The sequence below is a fragment of the Pantoea sp. YR525 genome (assembly GCF_900116775.1).
GTDB lineage: Bacteria > Pseudomonadota > Gammaproteobacteria > Enterobacterales > Enterobacteriaceae > Pantoea > Pantoea symbiotica.
This window is the reverse complement of sequence record NZ_FPBU01000013.1, coordinates 98,210-117,970: the sequence shown is the minus strand read 5'-3', so window position 1 is coordinate 117,970 and position 19,761 is coordinate 98,210. Positions and strand designations below refer to the sequence as shown.

The window sequence follows — 19,761 nt, the reverse complement described above, 5'->3', positions numbered from 1 at the left end:
AGCGTTTTCATCCGGCGGGATGAATTTCTTCACTCCCTGCTGAGCCGTCTGCGTTGCCGCTTTGCCGTCTCAGTGGTGGCGCATTATAGGGAGTTCCTTTCAGCTGACAAGTGCTAATTTGAAGTTTTCGCGCAACCGCTCACTTTCCAGGCTATACGTTGTAAAAAGCAGCTAATTCTTGTGATAAGGTCAAAAAAAACGGGCCCGCAGGCCCGTTTTAATCGGAAGTGATTACTGATGAGCAACTATCACATCATCTTTTACATCCATTTCGATGGTTTTTCCCGGAACCAAGGCACCAGAAAGAATCTGCTGTGCCAGCGGATTTTCAATCTGCTGCTGGATAGCACGTTTCAATGGACGCGCACCATAAACCGGGTCATAGCCATTCTCGCCGAGCAGTTTGAGCGCCTCATCGGAGATATGCAGCTGATAGCCGCGCTCCTCAAGACGTTTATACAAACGTTGCAACTGAATCTGCGCAATGGAAGCAATGTGTTTTTCGCCCAATGGGTGGAACACCACCATGTCATCGATACGGTTGATAAACTCTGGGCGGAAATGCTGCCCCACAACCGTCATCACCACCTCTTTCATTTCCGCGTAATCCAGAGAACCGAAACGTTCCTGAATAAGATCGGAGCCAAGGTTCGAGGTCATGATCACCACGGTATTACGGAAATCGACCGTGCGACCCTGTCCATCGGTTAAACGACCATCATCCAGCACCTGCAACAGGATGTTGAAGACATCAGGATGCGCCTTCTCTACCTCATCCAGCAAAATCACTGAATAAGGACGACGACGCACCGCTTCGGTCAGATATCCGCCCTCTTCATAGCCGACATATCCTGGAGGCGCACCCACCAGCCGCGATACCGAGTGTTTTTCCATAAACTCGGACATATCAATACGCACCATCGCGTCATCGCTGTCGAACAGGAAGTTAGCCAGCGCTTTACACAATTCGGTTTTACCGACACCCGTTGGTCCAAGGAACAGGAAGGAACCAATTGGGCGATTCGGATCCGACAAGCCGGCGCGGCTACGACGAATTGCATTCGAAACCGCTTCTACCGCTTCGTTCTGGCCGATAACCCGTGAGTGCAGCTCTTGCTCCATACGCAGCAATTTATCGCGCTCACCTTCCATCATGCGTGCGACCGGTATTCCGGTCCAACGCGCCAGCACATCGGCAATCTCCACATCCGTTACGCGATTACGTAACAGCTTCATGGTTTTGCCTTCAGACTGCGTAGCAATGGCTAACTGTTTCTCAAGTTCCGGAATTTTTCCGTACTGCAGTTCAGACATCTGACCCAGGTCGCCAACGCGACGTGCTTGCTCCATCGTCAGGCGCGCTTGCTCCAGCTCGGCTTTAATGTTCTGCGTGCCAGTTAAAGAGGCTTTTTCCGCTTTCCATTCCTCTTCCAGTTCAGCGTATTCACGCTCTTTCTGGTCAAGTTCGCTTTCCAGCATTTCCAGACGCTTCACGCTGGCATCATCAGACTCTTTCTTCAGCGCCTGCTGCTCCAGTTTTAACTGGATGATACGGCGCTCAAGGCGATCGAGTGATTCTGGTTTCGAATCCATCTGTAAACGAATACTTGAAGCCGCTTCGTCTATCAGGTCGATGGCCTTATCCGGCAGCTGGCGATCAGAGATATAACGGTGCGACAAAGTCGCAGCAGCCACAATCGCCGGATCGGTGATCTGCACATGGTGGTGCAGTTCATAGCGCTCTTTTAGTCCGCGCAGAATCGCAATGGTATCTTCGACACTCGGCTCAGCAACAAAGACTTTCTGGAAACGACGTTCCAACGCCGCATCTTTCTCGATGAACTGGCGATACTCATTCAGCGTGGTTGCGCCGACACAGTGCAATTCACCGCGAGCCAATGCTGGTTTCAGCATGTTGCCCGCATCCATTGCACCATCGGCTTTACCGGCGCCAACCATGGTATGCAGTTCGTCGATAAACAGAATGACGTTGCCTTCCTGCTTCGCCAGGTCGCTAAGCACGCCTTTGAGGCGCTCTTCAAATTCACCACGATATTTGGCGCCCGCCACCAGCGAACCCATATCCAGAGCCAGCACGCGACGACCTTTCAGCCCTTCCGGCACTTCGCCATTGATGATGCGCTGCGCTAAACCTTCGGCGATAGCAGTTTTACCGACGCCGGGTTCACCAATCAGCACCGGGTTATTTTTGGTACGACGCTGCAACACCTGAATGGTGCGGCGGATCTCTTCATCACGACCAATAACCGGATCCAGCTTGCCGAGTTCGGCACGCTCTGTAAGGTCGATGGTGTATTTTTTTAATGCTTGGCGCTGATCTTCAGCCCCTTGATCGTTCACGCTATCTCCCCCCCGTAATTGCTCGACGGCCTTAGAGAGTTTTTCCGAAGTCGCGCCAGCTGATTTCAATAGGTCAGCCAGCGAGCCACGTGAATCGAGGGCCGCCAATACGAATAATTCAGATGATATAAAGTTGTCGCCGCGCTTTTGCGCCAGCTTGTCGCAAAGGTTAAGTACCCGAATCAGATCGGCGGATGGCTGTACGTCGCCATCGGTTCCTTCAACCTGCGGTAGTCGATTAATTGCTTGTTCAATGCTGGTACGCAGGCCAGCCACGTCGGCACCCGCTGCGCTGAGCAACGGACGCACCGATCCGCCTTCCTGATTGAGCAATGCGCTCATCAAATGAAGGGGTTCAATGAATTGATTGTCATGTCCCAGAGCAAGGGACTGTGCATCGGCAAGTGCCAGTTGAAATTTATTAGTAAGACGATCCAGACGCATAATTCCTCCCATTACAGGTCAAAATGCTACTGGAGATTAAATGAGGTCATCCCTCAAATTTTTCAAGGTTAATGACCTGAGTTGTGAGCAAAAAATACGCTAACTGGACCGTCTTGTGGCGTAAGGTTATCTCAGCCAAATCAAAGTTGCCATACGCCCGGTGATTCCGTCGCGTCGGTAGGAGAAAAAATCATCGCGCTCATGGAAGGTACAACGCGTTGAACCACTGATGGAATGTACGCCGGCAGCTTGTAACCGCTGGCGAGCCAGCAGCCAAATATCGGCGAAGTATTTGTTACCAGCCGGGCGGAAAGCTTCTTCCGCTTGTAAATTATGCGCCATAAATGCCGTTCTGACTTCCGGGCCAACTTCAAATGCCTGTGGCCCAATTGCCGGACCAAGCCATGCATGAATGTCATGTGGCGAGCAGTGAAACTGTGACAACGTCTGTTCCAGCACGCCATTACAGAGACCACGCCAACCCGCGTGCGCTGCAGCGACTTCACTACCATCCTTGCTACAAAACAGCACCGGCAAACAATCCGCCGTCATCACTGCGCAAACAACCCTGCTTTCACGCGTGATTGCGGCATCAGCGCGTGGTAGCGGATCGCTGGCGGGTAAACGCGCAACCACTTGGCCATGGATCTGATCCAGCCATTGCGGCATTGCTGGCAGCGCCAGTTGTTCAACCAAGCGTTGACGATTCTGAGCAACATGCGCCTCAGCGTCGCCAACGTGCCCACCAAGATTCAAAGAATCCCAGGGGGCGGCGCTGACGCCGCCGTATCGCGTGGTGGAGCATGCCCGAACATGCTGCGGAGCAGGCCAATCCGGGATGATCCATTCACTCATAGCCAATCCATCTGATCGCGGAATTCAAGGGTATCGGCTTTCAGCGCATCAATTAAATCGACCATATCCTGCGGCAACGGCGCGTGCCATTCCATCTCAATACCGGTAATGGGGTGATAGAGACGTAACATCGTGGCATGTAGCGCCTGGCGATCAAAACCACGTAGCGTAGTGATGAACGCTTCTGATGCACCTTTTGGCGGACGCGGACGACCACCGTACAGCGGATCGCCCACCAGCGGATGGTTGATATGCGCCATATGCACACGAATCTGATGCGTACGACCGGTTTCGAGGCGTAAACGCAAACGCGTATGGGCACGGAAGTGCTCCATGATGCGATAATGCGTGGTGGCCGGTTTACCCATCGGATGCACCGCCATGTGTGTGCGTTTGGTTGAGTGGCGCGCCATTGGCTGATCCACAGTACCGCCTGCGGTCATGGTGCCGATCGCTACCGCTTCATATTCACGCGTAATTTCGCGCAGCTGCAGCGTTTCAACCAGGTGAGTTTGTGCAGGAACGGTTTTCGCTACCACCATCAAGCCGGTGGTATCTTTATCCAGACGATGAACAATCCCTGCGCGAGGCACGTCAGCGATCGGTGGATAGTGATAAAGCAGTGCGTTAAGCACCGTGCCATCCGGATTACCGGCGCCGGGATGCACCACCAAACCGCGAGGTTTGTTGATAACCAGAATGTCGTCATCTTCATAGACGATGTTCAGCGGGATGTTTTGCGCTTCCCAGCGTTGCTCTTCTTCGATCTCAGCATCAATCGAGACATGCTCACCGCCAAAAACTTTTTCTTTTGGTTTATCGATGATAGTGCCGTTGACGCTGACTCGGCGCTCAAGAATCCATTCTTTTATGCGAGAACGTGAATAATCAGGGAACAATTCTGCCAAAGTCTGATCTAAGCGTTGTCCAAGTTGTGCTTCGGACACCGTTGCGGTGAGTTGAACTTGTTGTGCCATATACAGCTTCTTCGTTAACGTTGGGTTTTCACGGCGATGCCGTTTAATATAATGTGCTATCGTACCTGGTCATAACTGGGAGCTATACGGACAGCTTCTGCTACAACACTTTGAGGATAATCATTTCGTCATGACGCGTATGAAACATCTGGTGGCTGCTGCCACACTGAGCCTGAGCCTGGCGCTTGTGGGTTGTTCTGGCTCATCAGATCCAGTCCCGGACAGCCCGCCGTCTGAAATTTACGCCACGGCCCAGCAAAAGCTGCAGGACGGTAACTTTAAAGCGGCGATTAAGCAACTGGAAGCACTGGATAACCGCTATCCATTTGGTCCTTACTCGCAGCAAGTACAGCTGGATTTGATCTACGCGTATTACAAAAATGCCGATCTGCCACTGGCGCAAGCCGCTATATCTCGCTTTATGCGTCTCAATCCAACCCATCCAAATATCGACTATGTCATCTATATGAAAGGTCTGACGGATATGGCGCTGGATGATTCTGCACTGCAGGGCTTCTTCGGTATCGATCGTTCCGATCGTGATCCGACGCACGCTCGTGATGCTTTCCGTGACTTCTCGCAATTACTGCGCGGTTATCCAAACAGCCAATATGCTGCGGATGCGCAGAAACGTTTGGCATTCCTGAAAGAGCGCCTGGCGAAGTATGAACTCTCGGTGGCGCAATTCTATACCAAGCGCGGTGCCTATGTCGCTGTTGTTAACCGCGTGGAAACCATGATGAAGGATTATCCGGATACTGAGGCGACGCATGAAGCGCTGCCGTTGATGGAAAATGCTTACCGCCAGCTGCAGTTGACGGCTGAAGCCGACAAAGTAGCAAAAATCATTGCGGCTAATAATCAGTCCTGATTATGACACCCACAAAAAAGCAGCCCATGAGGCTGCTTTTTTTATGTGATTTAGTAGATAACTCAACAATTTTAGAGATTTATCGCTGCGGTTATCCATTCAATCATGCGCCCTTCCGCACTCGTCTTCAAGCATTTCCGGCTACTTTCCCGGCCTTTCTCACAATTAAGCGGCATTGACAAAAAGTGACATTTCAATGTGATTTAGATCACACATTTTCTTAATATCCGCGGTATGCTGGTCCTACCCAGACGGAAATGACAGAGAGGTTTAACTATGATTCTGAACATTACCAGCAAACAAATGGAAATCACCGAGGCCATCCGTAACCACGTTGAAGAGCGTCTCGCCAAGCTGGAAAAATGGCAAACACATCTGATAAACCCTCACATTGTGTTATCGAAAGAGCCGAAGGAGTTTGTGGCTGATGCCACTATTAATACCCCTAACGGAACGCTGGTTGCCAGTGCGAAACATGATGATATGTACACGGCCATCAATGACTTGATTGCTAAGCTGGAGCGACAACTTAATAAAGCGCAACATAAACCCGAAGCACGTCGCGCCAATAGTAGTGTGAAAGATTTTCTTCCTACGGAATAAACAAACATCTTTAGTAACGCGCCTTCGGGCGCGTTTTTTATTGACAGCTTTAAATCACTGCGGTTACTCTCAAGCCACTTCATTTATGGAAACAACCATGAAACATCTGCCGTTCTTCTTCGCATTCTTTTTTACCTTCCCCTGATTGGGAGGCGATTCGTCATGTGAAAATGAATGCGAAGACGAACAACAAAGCCTCCCAAATGGGAGGCTTTTTTATTGGACATTTTACAGGTGAGCCCTATGAATCCCGAAAATCCGCTGCTGGCCTTACGCGATAAAATCAGTGCCGTTGATGAAAAACTGTTAGCGCTTTTGTCGGAGCGTCGCACACTGGCTGTTGAAGTTGCTCAAGCTAAACTGGCAACGCATCGCCCTATCCGCGACGTAGAACGTGAACGCGCACTGCTGGAAAACCTCATTTCTCTGGGTAAAAAGCATCAGCTTGATGCGCATTACATTACCCGCCTGTTCCAACTGGTGATTGAAGATTCGGTTCTTACCCAGCAAGCCCTGCTGCAAAAGAATCTCAACCATCCGCATGCTCACGCACCACGCATTGCATTCCTTGGCCCGAAAGGTTCTTACTCACATCTAGCGGCGCGTAAATATGCCACCCGACATTTTGATTCGATGGTGGAGATCGGCTGCCTGAAATTCCATGACATTATTCATCAGGTCGAGAGTGGTCAGGCGGATTACGCGGTAATGCCGATTGAAAATACCAGCTCTGGCTCGATTAACGACGTTTACGACCTGCTTCAGCAAACTACGCTATCGATCGTGGGTGAACTGACCATTCCAATTGAGCACTGTGTGCTGGTCAACGGCAGCACCGATCTACAGCAGATCGAAACGGTGTACAGCCATCCACAGCCATTCCAGCAGTGCAGCCAATTCATCAATCGCTTCCCGCAATGGAAAATCGAATACACCGAAAGCACCGCTGCAGCGATGGAGAAAGTGGCCGCGATGAATTCCCCGAAGGTTGCCGCATTGGGTAGTGAAGCGGGCGGTGAGCTGTATGGATTGCAGGTACTGGAACGCAATCTGGCCAATCAACAGCAGAACCATACGCGCTTCATCGTGCTCGCACGTAAAGCGATTGAGGTTTCCGGTCAGGTTCCGGCAAAAACTACGTTGATCATGGCGACTGGTCAGCAGGCGGGCGCATTGGTTGAAGCGCTGATGGTATTGCGCAACCACGGCCTGATCATGAGCAAACTGGAAAACCGTCCCATTAACGGCAATCCATGGGAAGAGATGTTTTATATTGATGTGCAAGGCAATCTACAATCAGAGAATATGCAGTTGGCGTTAGCGGAGTTAAGCGGCTTAACCCGTTCATTAAAAGTTCTCGGCTGCTATCCAGGCGAGAATGTGGTGCCGGTTGAGCCGCGCCTCTAAGCAAAAAGGCATCCTCGCGGATGCCTTTTGTTTTTACTGCCGGCTGTCGTTAGCCGATCGCAGCATGCTTCTGCTTTCGACCAGGAAGCGTTTCGCGTAATCACCAAACCAGTGTTCAACCCGCTCGAAGCTATCGATGAAGGCTTGCTTATCGCCTTGCTCGAGCAGTTTGATCGCATCGCCAAATCGTTGGTAGTAACGTTTGATTAGCGCCAGATTACTCTCCGAGGACATAATGATGTCCGCGTAAAGTTGTGGATCCTGCGCAAACAGACGTCCAACCATCGCCAGTTCAAGGCGGTAGATCGGGGAAGACAACGCCAACAGCTGATCCAGATTAACGTTCTCTTCCGCCAGATGCAGGCCATATGCGAAAGTCGCAAAGTGACGCAGTGCCTGAATAAACGCCATATTCTGGTCATGCTCAACGGCACTAATACGATGTAACCGCGCGCCCCAAACCTGAATCTGCTCAAGGAACCACTGATAAGCTTCCGGCTGACGTCCATCGCACCACACCACAACCTGCTTCGCCAGGCTGCCGCTGTCTGGGCCAAACATCGGATGCAAGCCCAGAACCGGTCCGGTGTGCGCGGCTAGCATCGCTTGCAGCGGGCGATTCTTCACCGAGGCCAGATCGACCAAAATGCAGTCTTCTGGCAATTTCGGCAGCTCACCGATAATTTGCTCTGTGAGATGGATTGGCACACTGATGATCACCATGCCCGCATCTTTCAGCAGCTCGTCTGAACGATCCCAATCGCCTTTATCCAGAATGCGGACCTGATAGCCAGAAAGTGTCAGCATCTTTTCAAACAGACGCCCCATCTGGCCGCGGCCACCCACAATCACCACCGGGCGCAGCGTCGGACACAGCGTTTTGAAGCCTTTGTCATTTTCATGCGCATAAGATTCACGCATTAAACGACGCAATACATCTTCAATCAAATCCGGCGATACACCGAGCGCTTCAGCTTCCTGACGGCGAGAAGCCAACATGCTGGCCTCACGCTCGGGAACATAGATCGGCAAACCGTAGCGGCTTTTAACTTCCCCTACTTCGGCTACCAGCTCCAGTCGTTTTGCCAGTAACCCAAGTAGTGCTTTATCTACTTCATCGATTTGATCGCGTAACGCGGTCAGTTCAGCCACCATGACTCATTACACCTCGTGTGACAGACGCGCCGACAGCACTCCCTGCAGATCCTGATGGATTTCACGCAGCAACATTTCAGTGGTTTCCCAGTCGATGCAAGCATCAGTGACGGATACACCGTATTTCATTTCGCTACGTGGCTGTTCAGAAGACTGGTTGCCTTCATGAATGTTGCTTTCCAACATCAGGCCAATGATGGAACGGTTTCCATCTTTAATCTGCGCGATAGCCGATTCGGCTACGCCAGGCTGGCGGCGATAGTCTTTGTTAGAATTACCATGGCTGCAATCTATCATTAAGGCCGGACGCAGTCCCGCTTTCAGCATCTCTTTTTCACACTGAGCGACATCTTCTGGACCGTAGTTTGGTGCTTTACCGCCGCGCAGAATCACATGTCCATCTGGGTTACCCTGGGTTTGCAGTAAGCAAACCTGACCGGCCTGATTGATACCTACAAAACGGTGCGGCATCGCAGCGGCGCGCATGGCGTTAATCGCGGTACCAAGGCTGCCATCCGTACCATTTTTAAAACCAACCGGCATGGAAAGGCCTGAAGCCATTTCACGGTGGGTTTGTGATTCGGTGGTACGCGCACCGATCGCTGACCAGCTAAACAGATCGCCAAGGTATTGTGGGCTATTGGGGTCCAGCGCTTCGGTCGCCAGCGGTAATCCCATCTCGACGAGATTAACCAACAGCTGACGTGCGATATGCAGGCCGGCTTCCATATCAAACGAGTTGTTCATGTAAGGATCGTTGATTAACCCTTTCCAGCCGACGGTGGTTCGAGGTTTTTCAAAATAAACGCGCATAACGATGTACAGCTGATCCTTCAACTGTGCAGAGAGAGATTGCAACTGACGGGCATAGGCAAGTGCGGCTTCGGTATCGTGAATCGAACAAGGACCACAAACCACCAACAGGCGCGGATCGCGGCCCGCAATAATGTCGGCAATGGTCTGGCGAGAAGACGCAATTTGCGCTTCCTGCGCCGCAGTGAGCGGGAATTTGGCTTTCAGCTCTTGCGGGGTAATCAAAATTTGTTCGTCGGCGATATGCACATTGTTCAGCGCGTCTTTTTGCATGATTGCGATCCTTTTGTACTCGTTTATGCGGTTTGGGATCCTCTGTGAGGATGGCGCTTACTTTACCACACCCTGTACATCTTGCAATCCACGCATGTACACTTTTATTACCACCAAAATAAAAAAGCACTCAAAAATAAATATAATTTATTAATATCATTAAGTTAAATAAAAACACCAAAGCACTAATGTGTAAATAAATAATTACACACCAATAAATCTCAGTAATGATTTTTGCCAGCAGCCGAGCTAACATTCTGTTATTCATTATTTTTCAGGGATCGGGCGATGTCCATTTCGCTTGTCACACTGCGTCCTTTCACGTTGCAGGATATCGACGCTTTTGCCCAGGCCGTCAACGAATCGCTAAGTACGCTAAAACCCTGGATGGGTTGGGCCCACGACGATTATCATCCTGATGAAGCTGCCAGCTGGATCGATTTTACGCGCATTCAACGCAGTAAAGGCGAAGCGGAAGAGTTCGCTATTGTGGATGTTGCTGGGAAGCGCCGGTATTCGTTTCGCAAAGAATCCGGGCGAAAGCAGTGCATTAGGATATTGGGTGCGCAGCGATGCTCAGCGGCAAGGCGCTGCGACGCGTGCAGTGGCGCAGTTGGTCGAATTTGGCTTCCAGTATCCACATATCAATCAGCTAGAGATTCTGGCAGCAGAAGAGAACTACGCCAGTCGCGCGGTTGCCTTACGCAGCGGCTTCACATTGGTTGATTATTGCTTTGGGCTGATCATTCTGGAGAGCGGAGCGGTGAACGCCGCTATTTATCATTTACAGCGGCCATAAAAAAAGGGGCTGGCCAAATGGCCAACCCCTTGTTTGCTATTAACTTTGAGAAGTCGCTTACGCGCCAAGACGCTCTTTGATACGAGCTGACTTACCGGTACGCTCACGCAGGTAATACAGTTTGGCTTTACGCACAGCACCACGACGTTTAACAGCAATGCTGTCAATTACTGGAGAGTGAGTCTGGAAGACACGCTCAACACCTTCGCCGTTAGAAATCTTACGAACAGTGAATGCAGAATGCAGACCGCGGTTACGAATAGCGATAACCACGCCCTCGAATGCCTGCAGACGCTTCTTAGAACCTTCTACGACCCATACTTTCACTTCCACGGAATCACCCGGACGGAATGAAGGTACGTCCTGCTTCATCTGCTCTTGTTCAAGTTGCTTGATAATGTTGCTCATAATTAAATCTCTTATCCTGGGTAAACTGATAGTGAGGGAAGATTACTCTCCCGCCTCATCGTTTTGTTGCTGCTGATGTTCACGCTGGAACTCATTTAGCAACCGTGCTTGCTCTTCAGTCAGAGCCAGGTTTTCCAGAAGTTCAGGTCTTCTTAGCCAGGTACGGCCTAACGACTGTTTCAGGCGCCAGCGGCGAATATCGGCATGGTTGCCCGACAGTAAAACTGGCGGAACTTCCATCCCTTCTAACACTTCAGGTCGGGTGTAGTGCGGGCAATCCAGCAAACCATCCGAGAACGAATCCTCATCGGCTGACGCCTGTTTCCCCAGTACGCCGGGAATAAACCGGGCGACCGAGTCAATCAACGTCATGGCTGGCAGTTCACCGCCACTGAGAACGTAATCACCGATTGACCATTCTTCATCAATCTCTGTGTGAATCACGCGCTCATCTATCCCTTCATAGCGACCGCATACCAGAATCAACTTCTGATTAGTCGCCAGTTCGCAAACGCCCTGTTGGTCCAGTTTGCGTCCCTGAGGTGAAAGATAAATCACCTTAGCGCCTTCTCCCGCCGCCGCTTTCGCTGCGGAGATGGCGTCCCGTAAGGGTTGCACCATCATCAACATTCCCGGTCCGCCGCCGTAAGGACGATCGTCCACGGTACGGTGCCGGTCATGCGTGAAGTCACGAGGACTCCAGCTTTGAATGTCGAGCAGGCCATTTTTTACTGCCCGGCCAGTTACCCCGTACTCGGTAATAGCGCGAAACATCTCTGGAAACAGGCTAATAACACCAATCCACATCGCGTTCGCCGTTACGTTACCGGATTGTCCGGAGATCAAAAACCAGGATCCCAATCTACTTCAATAAGGCCAGTAGAGAGATCGACTTTCTTGATAACCTGTTCATCAAGAAACGGAATTAACCGCTCTTGCGCACCGAATGCATCCTTCAGGTTTGCCTTAACGACGAGAACGTCGTTCGATCCGGTTTCCATCAAATCAATGACTTTGCCCATCTCGTAGCCTTCGAGGTTCACTACTTTCATACCCATAAGGTCTTTCCAGTAGTAATCACCTGCTTCCAGCGCTGGCAGCTGCGTGGAGTCGACCGTAATTTCGCAATTGGTCAATTGTGCCGCAGCGTCCCGATCGTCAATGCCTTTGACTTTGATGATCAGGTCCTGATTGTGGTGCTTCCAGCCCTCGAGTTCGACCTGCTGCCATTTACCGGCGCGCTGGATGAACCAAGGTTGGTAGTCGAAGATGCTTTCAGCGTCTTCAGTGGAGGAAAACACTTTGAGCCAACCCCGAATTCCGTAAGCCGCGCCCATTTTTCCCAATACAATCGGGTTAACGGGAGGCTGCCCGGCAGGTTTAATGCTCATGCTCACCACCGTGACAGATTAAGCTGCTTTCTTTGCTTCTTTGATCAGCGCGTTAACGCGATCAGAAAGCGTTGCGCCCTGGCCAACCCAGTGCTCAATACGGTCCAGATCCAGACGCAGACCTTCAGCCTGACCAGAAGCGATCGGGTTGAAGAAACCTACGCGCTCGATGAAACGACCGTTACGAGCATTGCGGCTGTCAGTTACGACGACCTGATAGAACGGACGCTTTTTAGCGCCGTGACGTGCCAAACGAATTGTTACCATAACATCCTCATTAGTTAATAAAGCGCTCGGGCCCCATCGAGGAACGGGGCCCGAGCGCGATATAAAAAGCCCGAAAATTTTACTCATTTTGGCGCAAAAAGCAACCTGAGTGTGTCAAATAACCGGCTTTCTGTGCGGCCGCCTTAGCGACCAGGGAATCCAGGCGGCATCATACCTTTCATGCCACGCATCATTTTGGCCATGCCGCCTTTCTTCATTTTCTTCATCATGCGCTGCATATCATCGAACTGTTTCAGCAGTCGGTTGACGTCTTGCACCTGCATGCCTGAGCCCAGCGCAATACGACGTTTGCGCGAACCCTTGATAATTTCTGGCTTTTCACGCTCTTTACGCGTCATCGAATTGATGATGGCTTCCATGCGAACCAGCACTTTGTCATCCATCTGTGATTTCACGTTGTCAGGCAGTTGTCCCATGCCCGGCAGTTTGCCCATCAGACTCGCCATGCCGCCCATGTTGCGCATCTGCTTCAACTGCTCAAGGAAGTCGTTGAGATCAAAACCGTCGCCGGTTTTCAGTTTCTTCGCCAGTTTCTCCGCCTGATCGCGGTCAACTTTGCTCTCAATATCTTCGATAAGCGACAGAACATCGCCCATGCCAAGAATGCGCGACGCGATACGCTCTGGATAGAAAGCTTCCAGCGCTTCGGTCTTCTCGCCCATCCCCATAAATTTGATTGGCTTGCCGGTAATGTGACGAATCGACAGCGCTGCACCACCGCGCGCATCACCATCGACTTTCGTCAGGATCACACCGGTCAGCGGCAGCGCTTCGTTGAAGGCTTTCGCCGTGTTGGCGGCATCCTGACCGGTCATAGCATCGACCACAAACAGGGTTTCTACCGGATTGATCGCGGCGTGGACCTGTTTGATTTCGTCCATCATCGCTTCGTCGACGTGTAAACGACCGGCGGTATCCACCAGCAGCACATCGTAGAATTGGACTTTGGCTTGTTTCAGCGCGTTCTGAACAATGTCGACCGGCTTTTGACTCAGATCTGACGGACAGAAATCAACGCCGACCTGCTCAGCCAGGGTTTCCAACTGTTTGATCGCCGCAGGGCGATAAACGTCAGCAGAAACCACCAACACTTTCTTCTTGTGCTTCTCGCGCAAGAATTTACCCAGTTTTGCCACGCTGGTAGTTTTACCGGCACCTTGCAAACCGGCCATCAGCACTACGGCTGGCGGCTGAGCATTCAGATTGAGCGCATTATTTTCAGCGCCCATCGCCGCAACCAGTTCGTTGCGCACGATTTTGATGAACTCCTGGCCTGGCGTCAGGCTTTTGTTCACATCGTGGCCAACGGCGGCCTCTTTCACGCGATTAATAAATTCACGCACCACCGGCAGCGCAACGTCAGCTTCCAGCAGCGCCATGCGAACTTCACGCAGCGTGTCTTTGATGTTGTCTTCGGTCAGCCTTCCGCGGCCGCTGATATTGCGCAGGGTTTGCGACAAACGATCGGTTAAATTATCAAACATGCTCTCTCACTTAGAACCGTAGCGAGGCCGCCATAGGCGACACAATGCGCCGGATTATAACACGAAGACGAAGCGATCTCTGCAATTGACCGTCAGATCGTTTGGAGCCTGCTGCTGCTGGCGCTATACTGCTTTTTTCCTTATCTGACCGATACCTGAAAGGATCTATGTTCGTTTTCGCGATCGTGGCGCTGTTCGCCTACTCCCTCAGTCTTGCATTGATCATTCCCAGCCTGCTTAAACGCAACGGTGGCTGGCGTCGTTTTGCTGTGCTTTCCGCCTGCGTGGCGCTGATTGCGCACGCCGTTGCCCTGCAGCAGCGCATTTTTGCTGTTGATAACGGGCAAAACCTCAGCCTGCTCAATATTGGCTCGCTGGTTAGCCTGCTGATCTGCGCCATCATGACGATTGTCGCCTCGCGTAATCGTGGTTGGCTGCTGCTGCCGATTGTTTACAGCTTTGCGTTGATTAATCTGGCCTTTGCTACCTTTGTGCCTAATGCCTTTATTACGCATCTGGAAACCACGCCGGGCATGATGGTGCACATCGGCCTGTCGCTGTTTGCCTATGCCACGCTGATCATTGCAGCACTGTATGCGCTGCAGCTGGCGTGGATCGATTACCAGTTGAAAAATAAGAAACTGGCTTTCACTCAGGATATGCCGCCGCTGCTCAGCATTGAGCGCAAAATGTTCCACATCACGCAGATTGGTGTCGTGCTGTTGACGCTGGTGCTGTGCACCGGTTTGCTCTTCATGCATAACCTGTTTAGCGCGGAGAATGTGGATAAAGCGGTTCTCTCCATCATTGCCTGGTTTGTCTACATCGTTCTGCTTTGGGGACACTATCGTGAAGGCTGGCGCGGACGCCGCGTCGTGTGGTTTAACTGTGGCGGCGCATTGCTGCTAACCATGGCCTATTTCGGCAGTCGCGTGCTTCAGCACCTGCTCACCTCTCACTAAGGATTTTGTGTTGGAACACGTTTCAACCACCACGCTGATCATTACGCTGGTCATCATGGTGCTGGTCTCTGCGTATTTCTCCGGTTCAGAGACCGGCATGATGACGCTCAATCGTTACAAACTGCGCCATAAAGCCAAAAGCGGCAATCGCGGCGCGCGTCGGGTGGAAAAACTTCTGCGTCGTCCCGATCGCCTGATCAGCCTGGTTTTAATCGGCAACAACCTCGTTAATATCCTCGCCTCCGCTCTTGGCACCATTGTCGGTATGCGCCTATATGGCGATGCCGGCGTGGCGATTGCCACCGGTATTCTGACTTTTGTGGTGCTGGTATTTGCTGAAGTGCTGCCGAAGACGGTCGCAGCACTCTATCCAGAAAAAGTCGCCTATCCCAGCAGCGTGTTACTGGCTCCGCTGCAATATGTGATGTTGCCGCTGGTGTGGCTGCTGAATACCATCACCCGCATTTTGATGCGCATGGTGGGTATTAAAACCGACGGTTCAATCAACTCGGCGTTAAGCAAAGAAGAGTTGCGCACCATCGTGCATGAATCACGTTCGCTGATGTCGCGCCGTAATCAGGATATGCTGCTGTCAGTACTCGATCTGGAGAAAGTCAGCGTGGATGACATCATGGTGCCGCGCAATGAGATCGTTGGCATCAACGTCAATGATGACTGGAAATCTATTGAGCGCCAGCTGAGTCATTCGCCGCATGGACGCATCGTCCTGTTCCGCGATTCTCTGGATGACTGTGTTGGTATGCTGCGTGTGCGTGAAGCCTGGCGCATGATGACCGAAAAGAAAGAGTTCAACAAAGATCGCCTGCTGCGTGCTGCTGATGAAATTTACTATGTGCCAGAAGGCACCCCGCTTAACGTGCAGCTGGTTAAATTTCAGCGTAATAAAAAGAAAGTCGGCATGGTGGTTGATGAATATGGCGATGTTAAAGGCTTAGTGACGATCGAAGATATTCTGGAAGAGATCGTCGGCGATTTCACCACCTCAATGTCGCCATCGCTGGCCGAAGAAGTGATGCCGCAAAACGATGGTTCGGTATTGATTGAAGGCAGCGCCAATGTGCGTGAAATCAACAAAGCCTTCAACTGGACGCTGCCGGAAGAGGATGCGCGCACCATTAATGGCATGCTGCTGGAAGCACTGGAAGAGATTCCGCTGGTTGATACCCGCGTTACCCTTGGTGCCTACGATATCGATATCCTCGATGTGCAGGACAATATGGTGAAGCAGGTGCGCATCACGCCGCACCACGCACTAAAATCCTCCATCGGCTCCTGAAGCCTGCAAACAAAAACGCCGCGATAATCGCGGCGTTTTTCATTGTGTCTCAACTAGATGTGCAGCTCTTTCAGCTTTTCAGCTGGCAGCTTCAAATCTTCGTTGCGGTTCACGCCAATGTCGTGAGCCAGCACATTGCGCGCGATCTGCTGCGCTTCATCCAGTGAGTGCAGTTTGTAGCTGCCGCACTGATATTCGTTCAGCTCTGGAATCTGGCCCTGCTCTTTGACTTTCAGAACATCTTCCATCGCGCCTTTCCAGGCTTTCGCTACACGCTGCTCGTCAGGCGTACCAATCAAACTCATGTAGAAGCCAGTACGGCAACCCATCGGAGAGATGTCGACGATTTCAACGCCGTCACCATTCAGGTGATTACGCATGAAGCCAGCAAACAGGTGCTCCAGCGTATGAATGCCACGCTCAGTCAGAATTTCAATATTCGGACGGCAAAAACGCAGGTCGAAAACGGTGATGGTATCGCCATGCGGAGTTTTCATGGTTTTTGCTACGCGTACTGCAGGTGCGCCCATGATGGTGTGATCAACAGTAAAACTATCCAGTAGTGGCATACGTCACCTCCTGTTTTGAGATTTTTTTTAAAACGATGAAACTTTTCTGTTCGTCCAGCGTCTGAATATATGAAAGACGCGCATTTGTTATCATCATCCCTGACAACAGAGATGTTTATTTTGGCCACATTGATGTGGCCATTTTCTTTTCTAGCCTTCGCGACCCGCGAGGTAGCTTTCGAAATCCAGCGTATCGCTCTGTTCCAGCTTCTCTTGTGCCTGCACCGACTCCAACGCCTGACGACTAAAGTCCTCTTCAGTCAGAATCTCTAACGACTCCTCGCATAGCAGATGACGATACTGTTCCGCCAGGGCCACGCCAGCGCCGGTCAAACCGTTTTCTTTGATCGCATGCAGAATGCGCGCCGAATAGGTTAGCTCAGGATCGTCGAAAGATGCCACCAGTTGATCGCAAACCTGTTGATATTGCGTGTTGCCGTGATTGCTGTCGAGCACTTCCGCCACGCGACGCAGATCGGCAAACAGCGCTTTACCCACTTCAACCAGCGTATGTTCGGTTTCGCTGCAACCCACAGCAATAACCTGGCCGGGTTTACGCCCTTCCATCACCACGCGGTTCCAGTTTTTACGCGTACACAGCAGCTCATCCGCGCTCATTTCCGGCGCGTCAGCCAGCGTACACCAAATCAGGAACAGATCGAGGAAGCGCGCCTGATCGGCATCTACACCAATCGCTGAGAATGGGTTGATATCCAGCGAACGCACTTCAATGTATTCAATCCCGCCGCGCAGCAGCGCATCAGATGGCGCTTCACCTGAACGCGTAACGCGTTTCGGACGAATCGGTGCATACAGCTCGTTTTCAATCTGCAGCACGTTAGTGTTCAGCTGCAACCAGTTGCCATCGGCATCTTTGGTGCCCATGGCGGCATACTCTTCCGACGGCGTTTTGATCGCCGCTTTCAGTGCCGCAACATAACCTTCCAGCGAGTTAAAGGTGATACCCAACCCGCTCTGCGATTTATTGGTGTAACCGAGGTCACTCAGGCGCAGCGAGGTGGCGTGAGGCAGCCACAGCGTGCCTTTGCCGTCAGTTTCAAACGGCAGATTGCTCTCGCGCCCTTGCAGGAACGAGGAGCAGATCGCTGGCGATGCACCGAACAGATAAGGAATGACCCAGCCAAAGCGATAGTAGTTGCGAATCAAACGCAGATAGCCGGCAGAGATGGTCTCTTTGCCGCTTTCGGCATCTTTCACATCCGCCCACTCCTGCCAGAACGACAGCGGCAGCGAGAAGTTGTAGTGCACGCCAGAGATAATCTGCATCAGCGCGCTATAGCGATTCTTCAGCCCCTGACGATACAGCGTTTTCATTTTGCCGATGTTGGAGCTGCCATACTGCGCCAGCTCGATGCTATTAACATCATCAATGAAACCAGGCATGCTGAAAGGCCACAAGCGCTCATCGCCCAACTCACGCGCCACATGGCGGTGAATATCGCGCAGGAACGCCAGTGAACGATCGATGCTTTGATCAACCGGTGTGATGAACTCCATCAGCGTTTCAGCGAAATCGGTGGTAATCCAATCATGCTTGAGCGCCGAACCGAGTGACTCAGGATGTCCTGTGGTTGCCAGGTGACCATCGGGTTTTACGCGTAACGATTCGCGCTCAATACCACGGCCGATACCCTTTAACGCGTCAGGATGCGCTTCCAGCCAGGAAAGTGCCTTAGATACGTCCGGGATCACATTAACCTCCCGCTGTGTGAATAATTTATTTTTGTTCAGCATAATGTTAACCGTAGCCTCGAATCTGTGCGAATCAATGCCACCATTGCATTGTTTGTAATGTGGCGGTCGCGATAACGATATAACGCAGCGTTTTACCGATGGCGAGGAACAGTACCGAAGGCAGCCAGGCAAAGCGCAACCATCCTGCGAGCACGCAGAGTAAGTCGCCCAGTACCGGCAGCCAGCTGAAAATCAGTGCTGCAGGTCCCAATCGGTGTAACCACGTCATTGCTGTGTCGTGCCATCGCCCTTGCCCTTTTGGCGGCATCAGGCGACCAAGAAGAATGTTGGTCAGGCCACCCAGCGTGTTTCCCACTGATGCAGCCAATAACAATCCATAAACCGAACCCTTTTGGGCGATCAGCAGTGCAACCAGCACCGCTTCCGAGCTCCCCGGTAACAGAGTCGCACTTAGGAAGCTGCTGCCGAATAACGATCCATAGGTCAGAAATTCATTCACAGTAAACGGACATCAACCACGTCCATGCCTGCTGCTTTGGCGGCTTGTACGCCGAAGTCAGCATCCTCAAACACCACACAGCGCTCGGGCGCGATGCCCATCAATTCAGCGCAGCGTAAAAAGGTATCCGGCTGCGGTTTATGACGCTGTACGTCATCCGCTCCGACAACCGCATCAAACAGGTGGTAAACGCCTAACTCTTCGAGCAGGGCTTTTGCCAGGCTGTGTTCACTGCCGGTGCCCACCGCCATCGGACGGCGACCATGATAGGCTTTGACCACGTCCATCAACGGCAGCGGACGCACGTCATCCAGCAACATCGCTTTCAGCGCAGCGGTTTTTTCCGCCGCCAGCAGATGTGGATCGTGCGTTGCATTGTTCTGCTCAAGAATGAACTGAGCCAGTTGCCAGGTTGGAGCGCCGTTGAAGCCCACCATTTTTTCTTCATCCATGGTGAAACCATAGCGGCCAAGCACCTGTTGCCAGGCTTTTCGATGTGTCGGCTCAGTATCCAGAATTGTGCCGTCCATATCGAAAATCAGGGCGTCATATTGGTCGTACATTGTCACTCCATCGAGCACCACAAAAT

At 51.7% G+C, this 19,761-nt stretch carries 20 protein-coding genes, 1 pseudogene and 1 other annotated feature; of the genes and pseudogenes, 7 read left to right on the top strand and 14 right to left on the bottom strand.

Annotated features, from left to right (window positions below; translation table 11 throughout):
- Positions 1-231: 231 nt before the first annotated feature.
- The 3 genes from clpB to rluD all read right to left on the bottom strand — a co-directional run bounded on the left by clpB (position 232) and on the right by rluD (position 4,637).
- Positions 232-2,805, bottom strand: a complete 2,574-nt coding sequence (gene clpB, locus BM323_RS22225) for an ATP-dependent chaperone ClpB (RefSeq protein ID WP_008109017.1) — start codon at positions 2,803-2,805, stop codon at positions 232-234.
- Between the two features lie 126 nt (positions 2,806-2,931).
- Positions 2,932-3,660: a purine nucleoside phosphorylase YfiH gene (gene yfiH, locus BM323_RS22220; RefSeq protein ID WP_008109015.1), complete on the bottom strand. Its 729-nt coding sequence runs from the start codon at positions 3,658-3,660 to the stop codon at positions 2,932-2,934.
- Positions 3,657-4,637 (bottom strand): 23S rRNA pseudouridine(1911/1915/1917) synthase RluD, encoded by a 981-nt coding sequence (rluD, locus tag BM323_RS22215; RefSeq protein ID WP_008109013.1) that lies wholly within the window; start codon positions 4,635-4,637, stop codon positions 3,657-3,659. The genes yfiH and rluD overlap by 4 nt, the downstream gene beginning before the upstream one ends.
- A 130-nt stretch (positions 4,638-4,767) precedes the next feature.
- On the opposite strand from rluD, the gene bamD reads away from it, so the two are divergent.
- The 4 genes from bamD to pheA all read left to right on the top strand — a co-directional run bounded on the left by bamD (position 4,768) and on the right by pheA (position 7,518).
- Positions 4,768-5,508 (top strand): outer membrane protein assembly factor BamD, encoded by a 741-nt coding sequence (bamD, locus tag BM323_RS22210; RefSeq protein WP_008109011.1) that lies wholly within the window; start codon positions 4,768-4,770, stop codon positions 5,506-5,508.
- A gap of 276 nt (positions 5,509-5,784) precedes the next feature.
- Positions 5,785-6,111 (top strand): ribosome-associated translation inhibitor RaiA, encoded by a 327-nt coding sequence (raiA, locus tag BM323_RS22205; protein ID WP_008109009.1) that lies wholly within the window; start codon positions 5,785-5,787, stop codon positions 6,109-6,111.
- A 96-nt stretch (positions 6,112-6,207) separates the two neighbouring features.
- Positions 6,208-6,332: a sequence feature (Phe leader region), on the top strand.
- The gene (gene pheL / locus BM323_RS24415; RefSeq protein ID WP_100703679.1) at positions 6,209-6,256 is read left to right on the top strand and encodes a pheA operon leader peptide PheL; all 48 of its coding nucleotides are present in this window, start codon (positions 6,209-6,211) and stop codon (positions 6,254-6,256) included. Its footprint overlaps the feature before it by 48 nt.
- Positions 6,333-6,354: 22 nt before the next feature.
- Positions 6,355-7,518 (top strand): bifunctional chorismate mutase/prephenate dehydratase, encoded by a 1,164-nt coding sequence (pheA, locus tag BM323_RS22195; protein WP_008109007.1) that lies wholly within the window; start codon positions 6,355-6,357, stop codon positions 7,516-7,518.
- 33 nt (positions 7,519-7,551) lie between these two features.
- On the opposite strand, the gene tyrA is transcribed toward pheA, so the two are convergent.
- Together tyrA and BM323_RS22185 are read right to left on the bottom strand one after the other, a co-directional pair.
- The gene (gene tyrA, locus BM323_RS22190; RefSeq protein WP_008109005.1) at positions 7,552-8,673 is read right to left on the bottom strand and encodes a bifunctional chorismate mutase/prephenate dehydrogenase; all 1,122 of its coding nucleotides are present in this window, start codon (positions 8,671-8,673) and stop codon (positions 7,552-7,554) included.
- A 6-nt stretch (positions 8,674-8,679) separates the two neighbouring features.
- On the bottom strand, positions 8,680-9,759 hold the full coding sequence (locus BM323_RS22185) for a 3-deoxy-7-phosphoheptulonate synthase (protein WP_008109004.1): 1,080 nt from the start codon (positions 9,757-9,759) through the stop codon (positions 8,680-8,682).
- Positions 9,760-10,047: 288 nt separating this feature from the next.
- Between BM323_RS22185 and BM323_RS22180 the strand changes: the two are divergent.
- Positions 10,048-10,558, top strand: a pseudogene (locus tag BM323_RS22180) (GNAT family N-acetyltransferase).
- Between the two features lie 57 nt (positions 10,559-10,615).
- On the opposite strand, the gene rplS reads toward BM323_RS22180, so the two are convergent.
- The 5 genes from rplS to ffh all read right to left on the bottom strand — a co-directional run bounded on the left by rplS (position 10,616) and on the right by ffh (position 14,129).
- On the bottom strand, positions 10,616-10,966 hold the full coding sequence (rplS, locus tag BM323_RS22175; protein ID WP_007893316.1) for a 50S ribosomal protein L19: 351 nt from the start codon (positions 10,964-10,966) through the stop codon (positions 10,616-10,618).
- A gap of 42 nt (positions 10,967-11,008) precedes the next feature.
- The gene (gene trmD, locus BM323_RS22170; RefSeq protein ID WP_036649673.1) at positions 11,009-11,773 is read right to left on the bottom strand and encodes a tRNA (guanosine(37)-N1)-methyltransferase TrmD; all 765 of its coding nucleotides are present in this window, start codon (positions 11,771-11,773) and stop codon (positions 11,009-11,011) included.
- A 35-nt stretch (positions 11,774-11,808) separates the two neighbouring features.
- Positions 11,809-12,357 carry a ribosome maturation factor RimM gene (gene rimM / locus BM323_RS22165; RefSeq protein WP_008108998.1) on the bottom strand — a complete coding sequence of 183 codons (549 nt, stop codon included), beginning with the start codon at positions 12,355-12,357 and terminating at the stop codon, positions 11,809-11,811.
- 18 nt (positions 12,358-12,375) lie between these two features.
- On the bottom strand, positions 12,376-12,624 hold the full coding sequence (gene rpsP, locus BM323_RS22160; RefSeq protein WP_007893313.1) for a 30S ribosomal protein S16: 249 nt from the start codon (positions 12,622-12,624) through the stop codon (positions 12,376-12,378).
- A 143-nt stretch (positions 12,625-12,767) separates the two neighbouring features.
- Complete coding sequence (ffh, locus tag BM323_RS22155; RefSeq protein WP_008108995.1) at positions 12,768-14,129, bottom strand: signal recognition particle protein; 1,362 nt, start codon at positions 14,127-14,129, stop codon at positions 12,768-12,770.
- A 167-nt stretch (positions 14,130-14,296) separates the two neighbouring features.
- Here ffh and BM323_RS22150 point away from each other — a divergent pair, with 167 nt between their 5' ends.
- Positions 14,297-15,091, top strand: coding sequence for a cytochrome C assembly family protein (locus BM323_RS22150; RefSeq protein ID WP_008108993.1), 795 nt, complete (start codon positions 14,297-14,299; stop codon positions 15,089-15,091).
- Between the two features lie 10 nt (positions 15,092-15,101).
- Entirely contained in the window at positions 15,102-16,388 is a 1,287-nt protein-coding gene (locus BM323_RS22145; protein ID WP_008108991.1) for an HlyC/CorC family transporter, read from the top strand.
- A 53-nt stretch (positions 16,389-16,441) separates the two neighbouring features.
- Here the strand turns inward: BM323_RS22145 and luxS are convergent, their stop codons facing one another.
- The 4 genes from luxS to yqaB form a co-directional block, all read right to left on the bottom strand.
- Positions 16,442-16,957, bottom strand: coding sequence for an S-ribosylhomocysteine lyase (luxS, locus tag BM323_RS22140; RefSeq protein WP_007893307.1), 516 nt, complete (start codon positions 16,955-16,957; stop codon positions 16,442-16,444).
- 150 nt (positions 16,958-17,107) lie between these two features.
- Positions 17,108-18,712, bottom strand: a complete 1,605-nt coding sequence (gene gshA / locus BM323_RS22135) for a glutamate--cysteine ligase (protein WP_008108989.1) — start codon at positions 18,710-18,712, stop codon at positions 17,108-17,110.
- A gap of 31 nt (positions 18,713-18,743) precedes the next feature.
- Positions 18,744-19,172: a YqaA family protein gene (locus BM323_RS22130; protein ID WP_008108987.1), complete on the bottom strand. Its 429-nt coding sequence runs from the start codon at positions 19,170-19,172 to the stop codon at positions 18,744-18,746.
- Entirely contained in the window at positions 19,169-19,735 is a 567-nt protein-coding gene (gene yqaB / locus BM323_RS22125) for a fructose-1-phosphate/6-phosphogluconate phosphatase (protein WP_008108985.1), read from the bottom strand. Before yqaB ends, BM323_RS22130 begins: the two co-directional genes overlap by 4 nt.
- Between the last annotated feature and the right edge of the window lie 26 nt (positions 19,736-19,761).

Bases quoted from the DNA above. Each gene is read 5' to 3' on its own strand.
- clpB (WP_008109017.1), bottom strand. From the start codon at position 2,805: ATGCGTCTGGATCGTCTTACTAATAAATTTCAACTGGCACTTGCCGAT.
- yfiH (WP_008109015.1), bottom strand. From the start codon at position 3,660: ATGAGTGAATGGATCATCCCGGATTGGCCTGCTCCGCAGCATGTTCGG.
- rluD (WP_008109013.1), bottom strand. From the start codon at position 4,637: ATGGCACAACAAGTTCAACTCACCGCAACGGTGTCCGAAGCACAACTT.
- bamD (WP_008109011.1), top strand. From the start codon at position 4,768: ATGACGCGTATGAAACATCTGGTGGCTGCTGCCACACTGAGCCTGAGC.
- raiA (WP_008109009.1), top strand. From the start codon at position 5,785: ATGATTCTGAACATTACCAGCAAACAAATGGAAATCACCGAGGCCATC.
- pheA (WP_008109007.1), top strand. From the start codon at position 6,355: ATGAATCCCGAAAATCCGCTGCTGGCCTTACGCGATAAAATCAGTGCC.
- tyrA (WP_008109005.1), bottom strand. From the start codon at position 8,673: ATGGTGGCTGAACTGACCGCGTTACGCGATCAAATCGATGAAGTAGAT.
- BM323_RS22185 (WP_008109004.1), bottom strand. From the start codon at position 9,759: ATGCAAAAAGACGCGCTGAACAATGTGCATATCGCCGACGAACAAATT.
- rplS (WP_007893316.1), bottom strand. From the start codon at position 10,966: ATGAGCAACATTATCAAGCAACTTGAACAAGAGCAGATGAAGCAGGAC.
- trmD (WP_036649673.1), bottom strand. From the start codon at position 11,773: ATGTGGATTGGTGTTATTAGCCTGTTTCCAGAGATGTTTCGCGCTATT.
- rimM (WP_008108998.1), bottom strand. From the start codon at position 12,357: ATGAGCATTAAACCTGCCGGGCAGCCTCCCGTTAACCCGATTGTATTG.
- rpsP (WP_007893313.1), bottom strand. From the start codon at position 12,624: ATGGTAACAATTCGTTTGGCACGTCACGGCGCTAAAAAGCGTCCGTTC.
- ffh (WP_008108995.1), bottom strand. From the start codon at position 14,129: ATGTTTGATAATTTAACCGATCGTTTGTCGCAAACCCTGCGCAATATC.
- BM323_RS22150 (WP_008108993.1), top strand. From the start codon at position 14,297: ATGTTCGTTTTCGCGATCGTGGCGCTGTTCGCCTACTCCCTCAGTCTT.
- luxS (WP_007893307.1), bottom strand. From the start codon at position 16,957: ATGCCACTACTGGATAGTTTTACTGTTGATCACACCATCATGGGCGCA.
- gshA (WP_008108989.1), bottom strand. From the start codon at position 18,712: ATGCTGAACAAAAATAAATTATTCACACAGCGGGAGGTTAATGTGATC.
- yqaB (WP_008108985.1), bottom strand. From the start codon at position 19,735: ATGTACGACCAATATGACGCCCTGATTTTCGATATGGACGGCACAATT.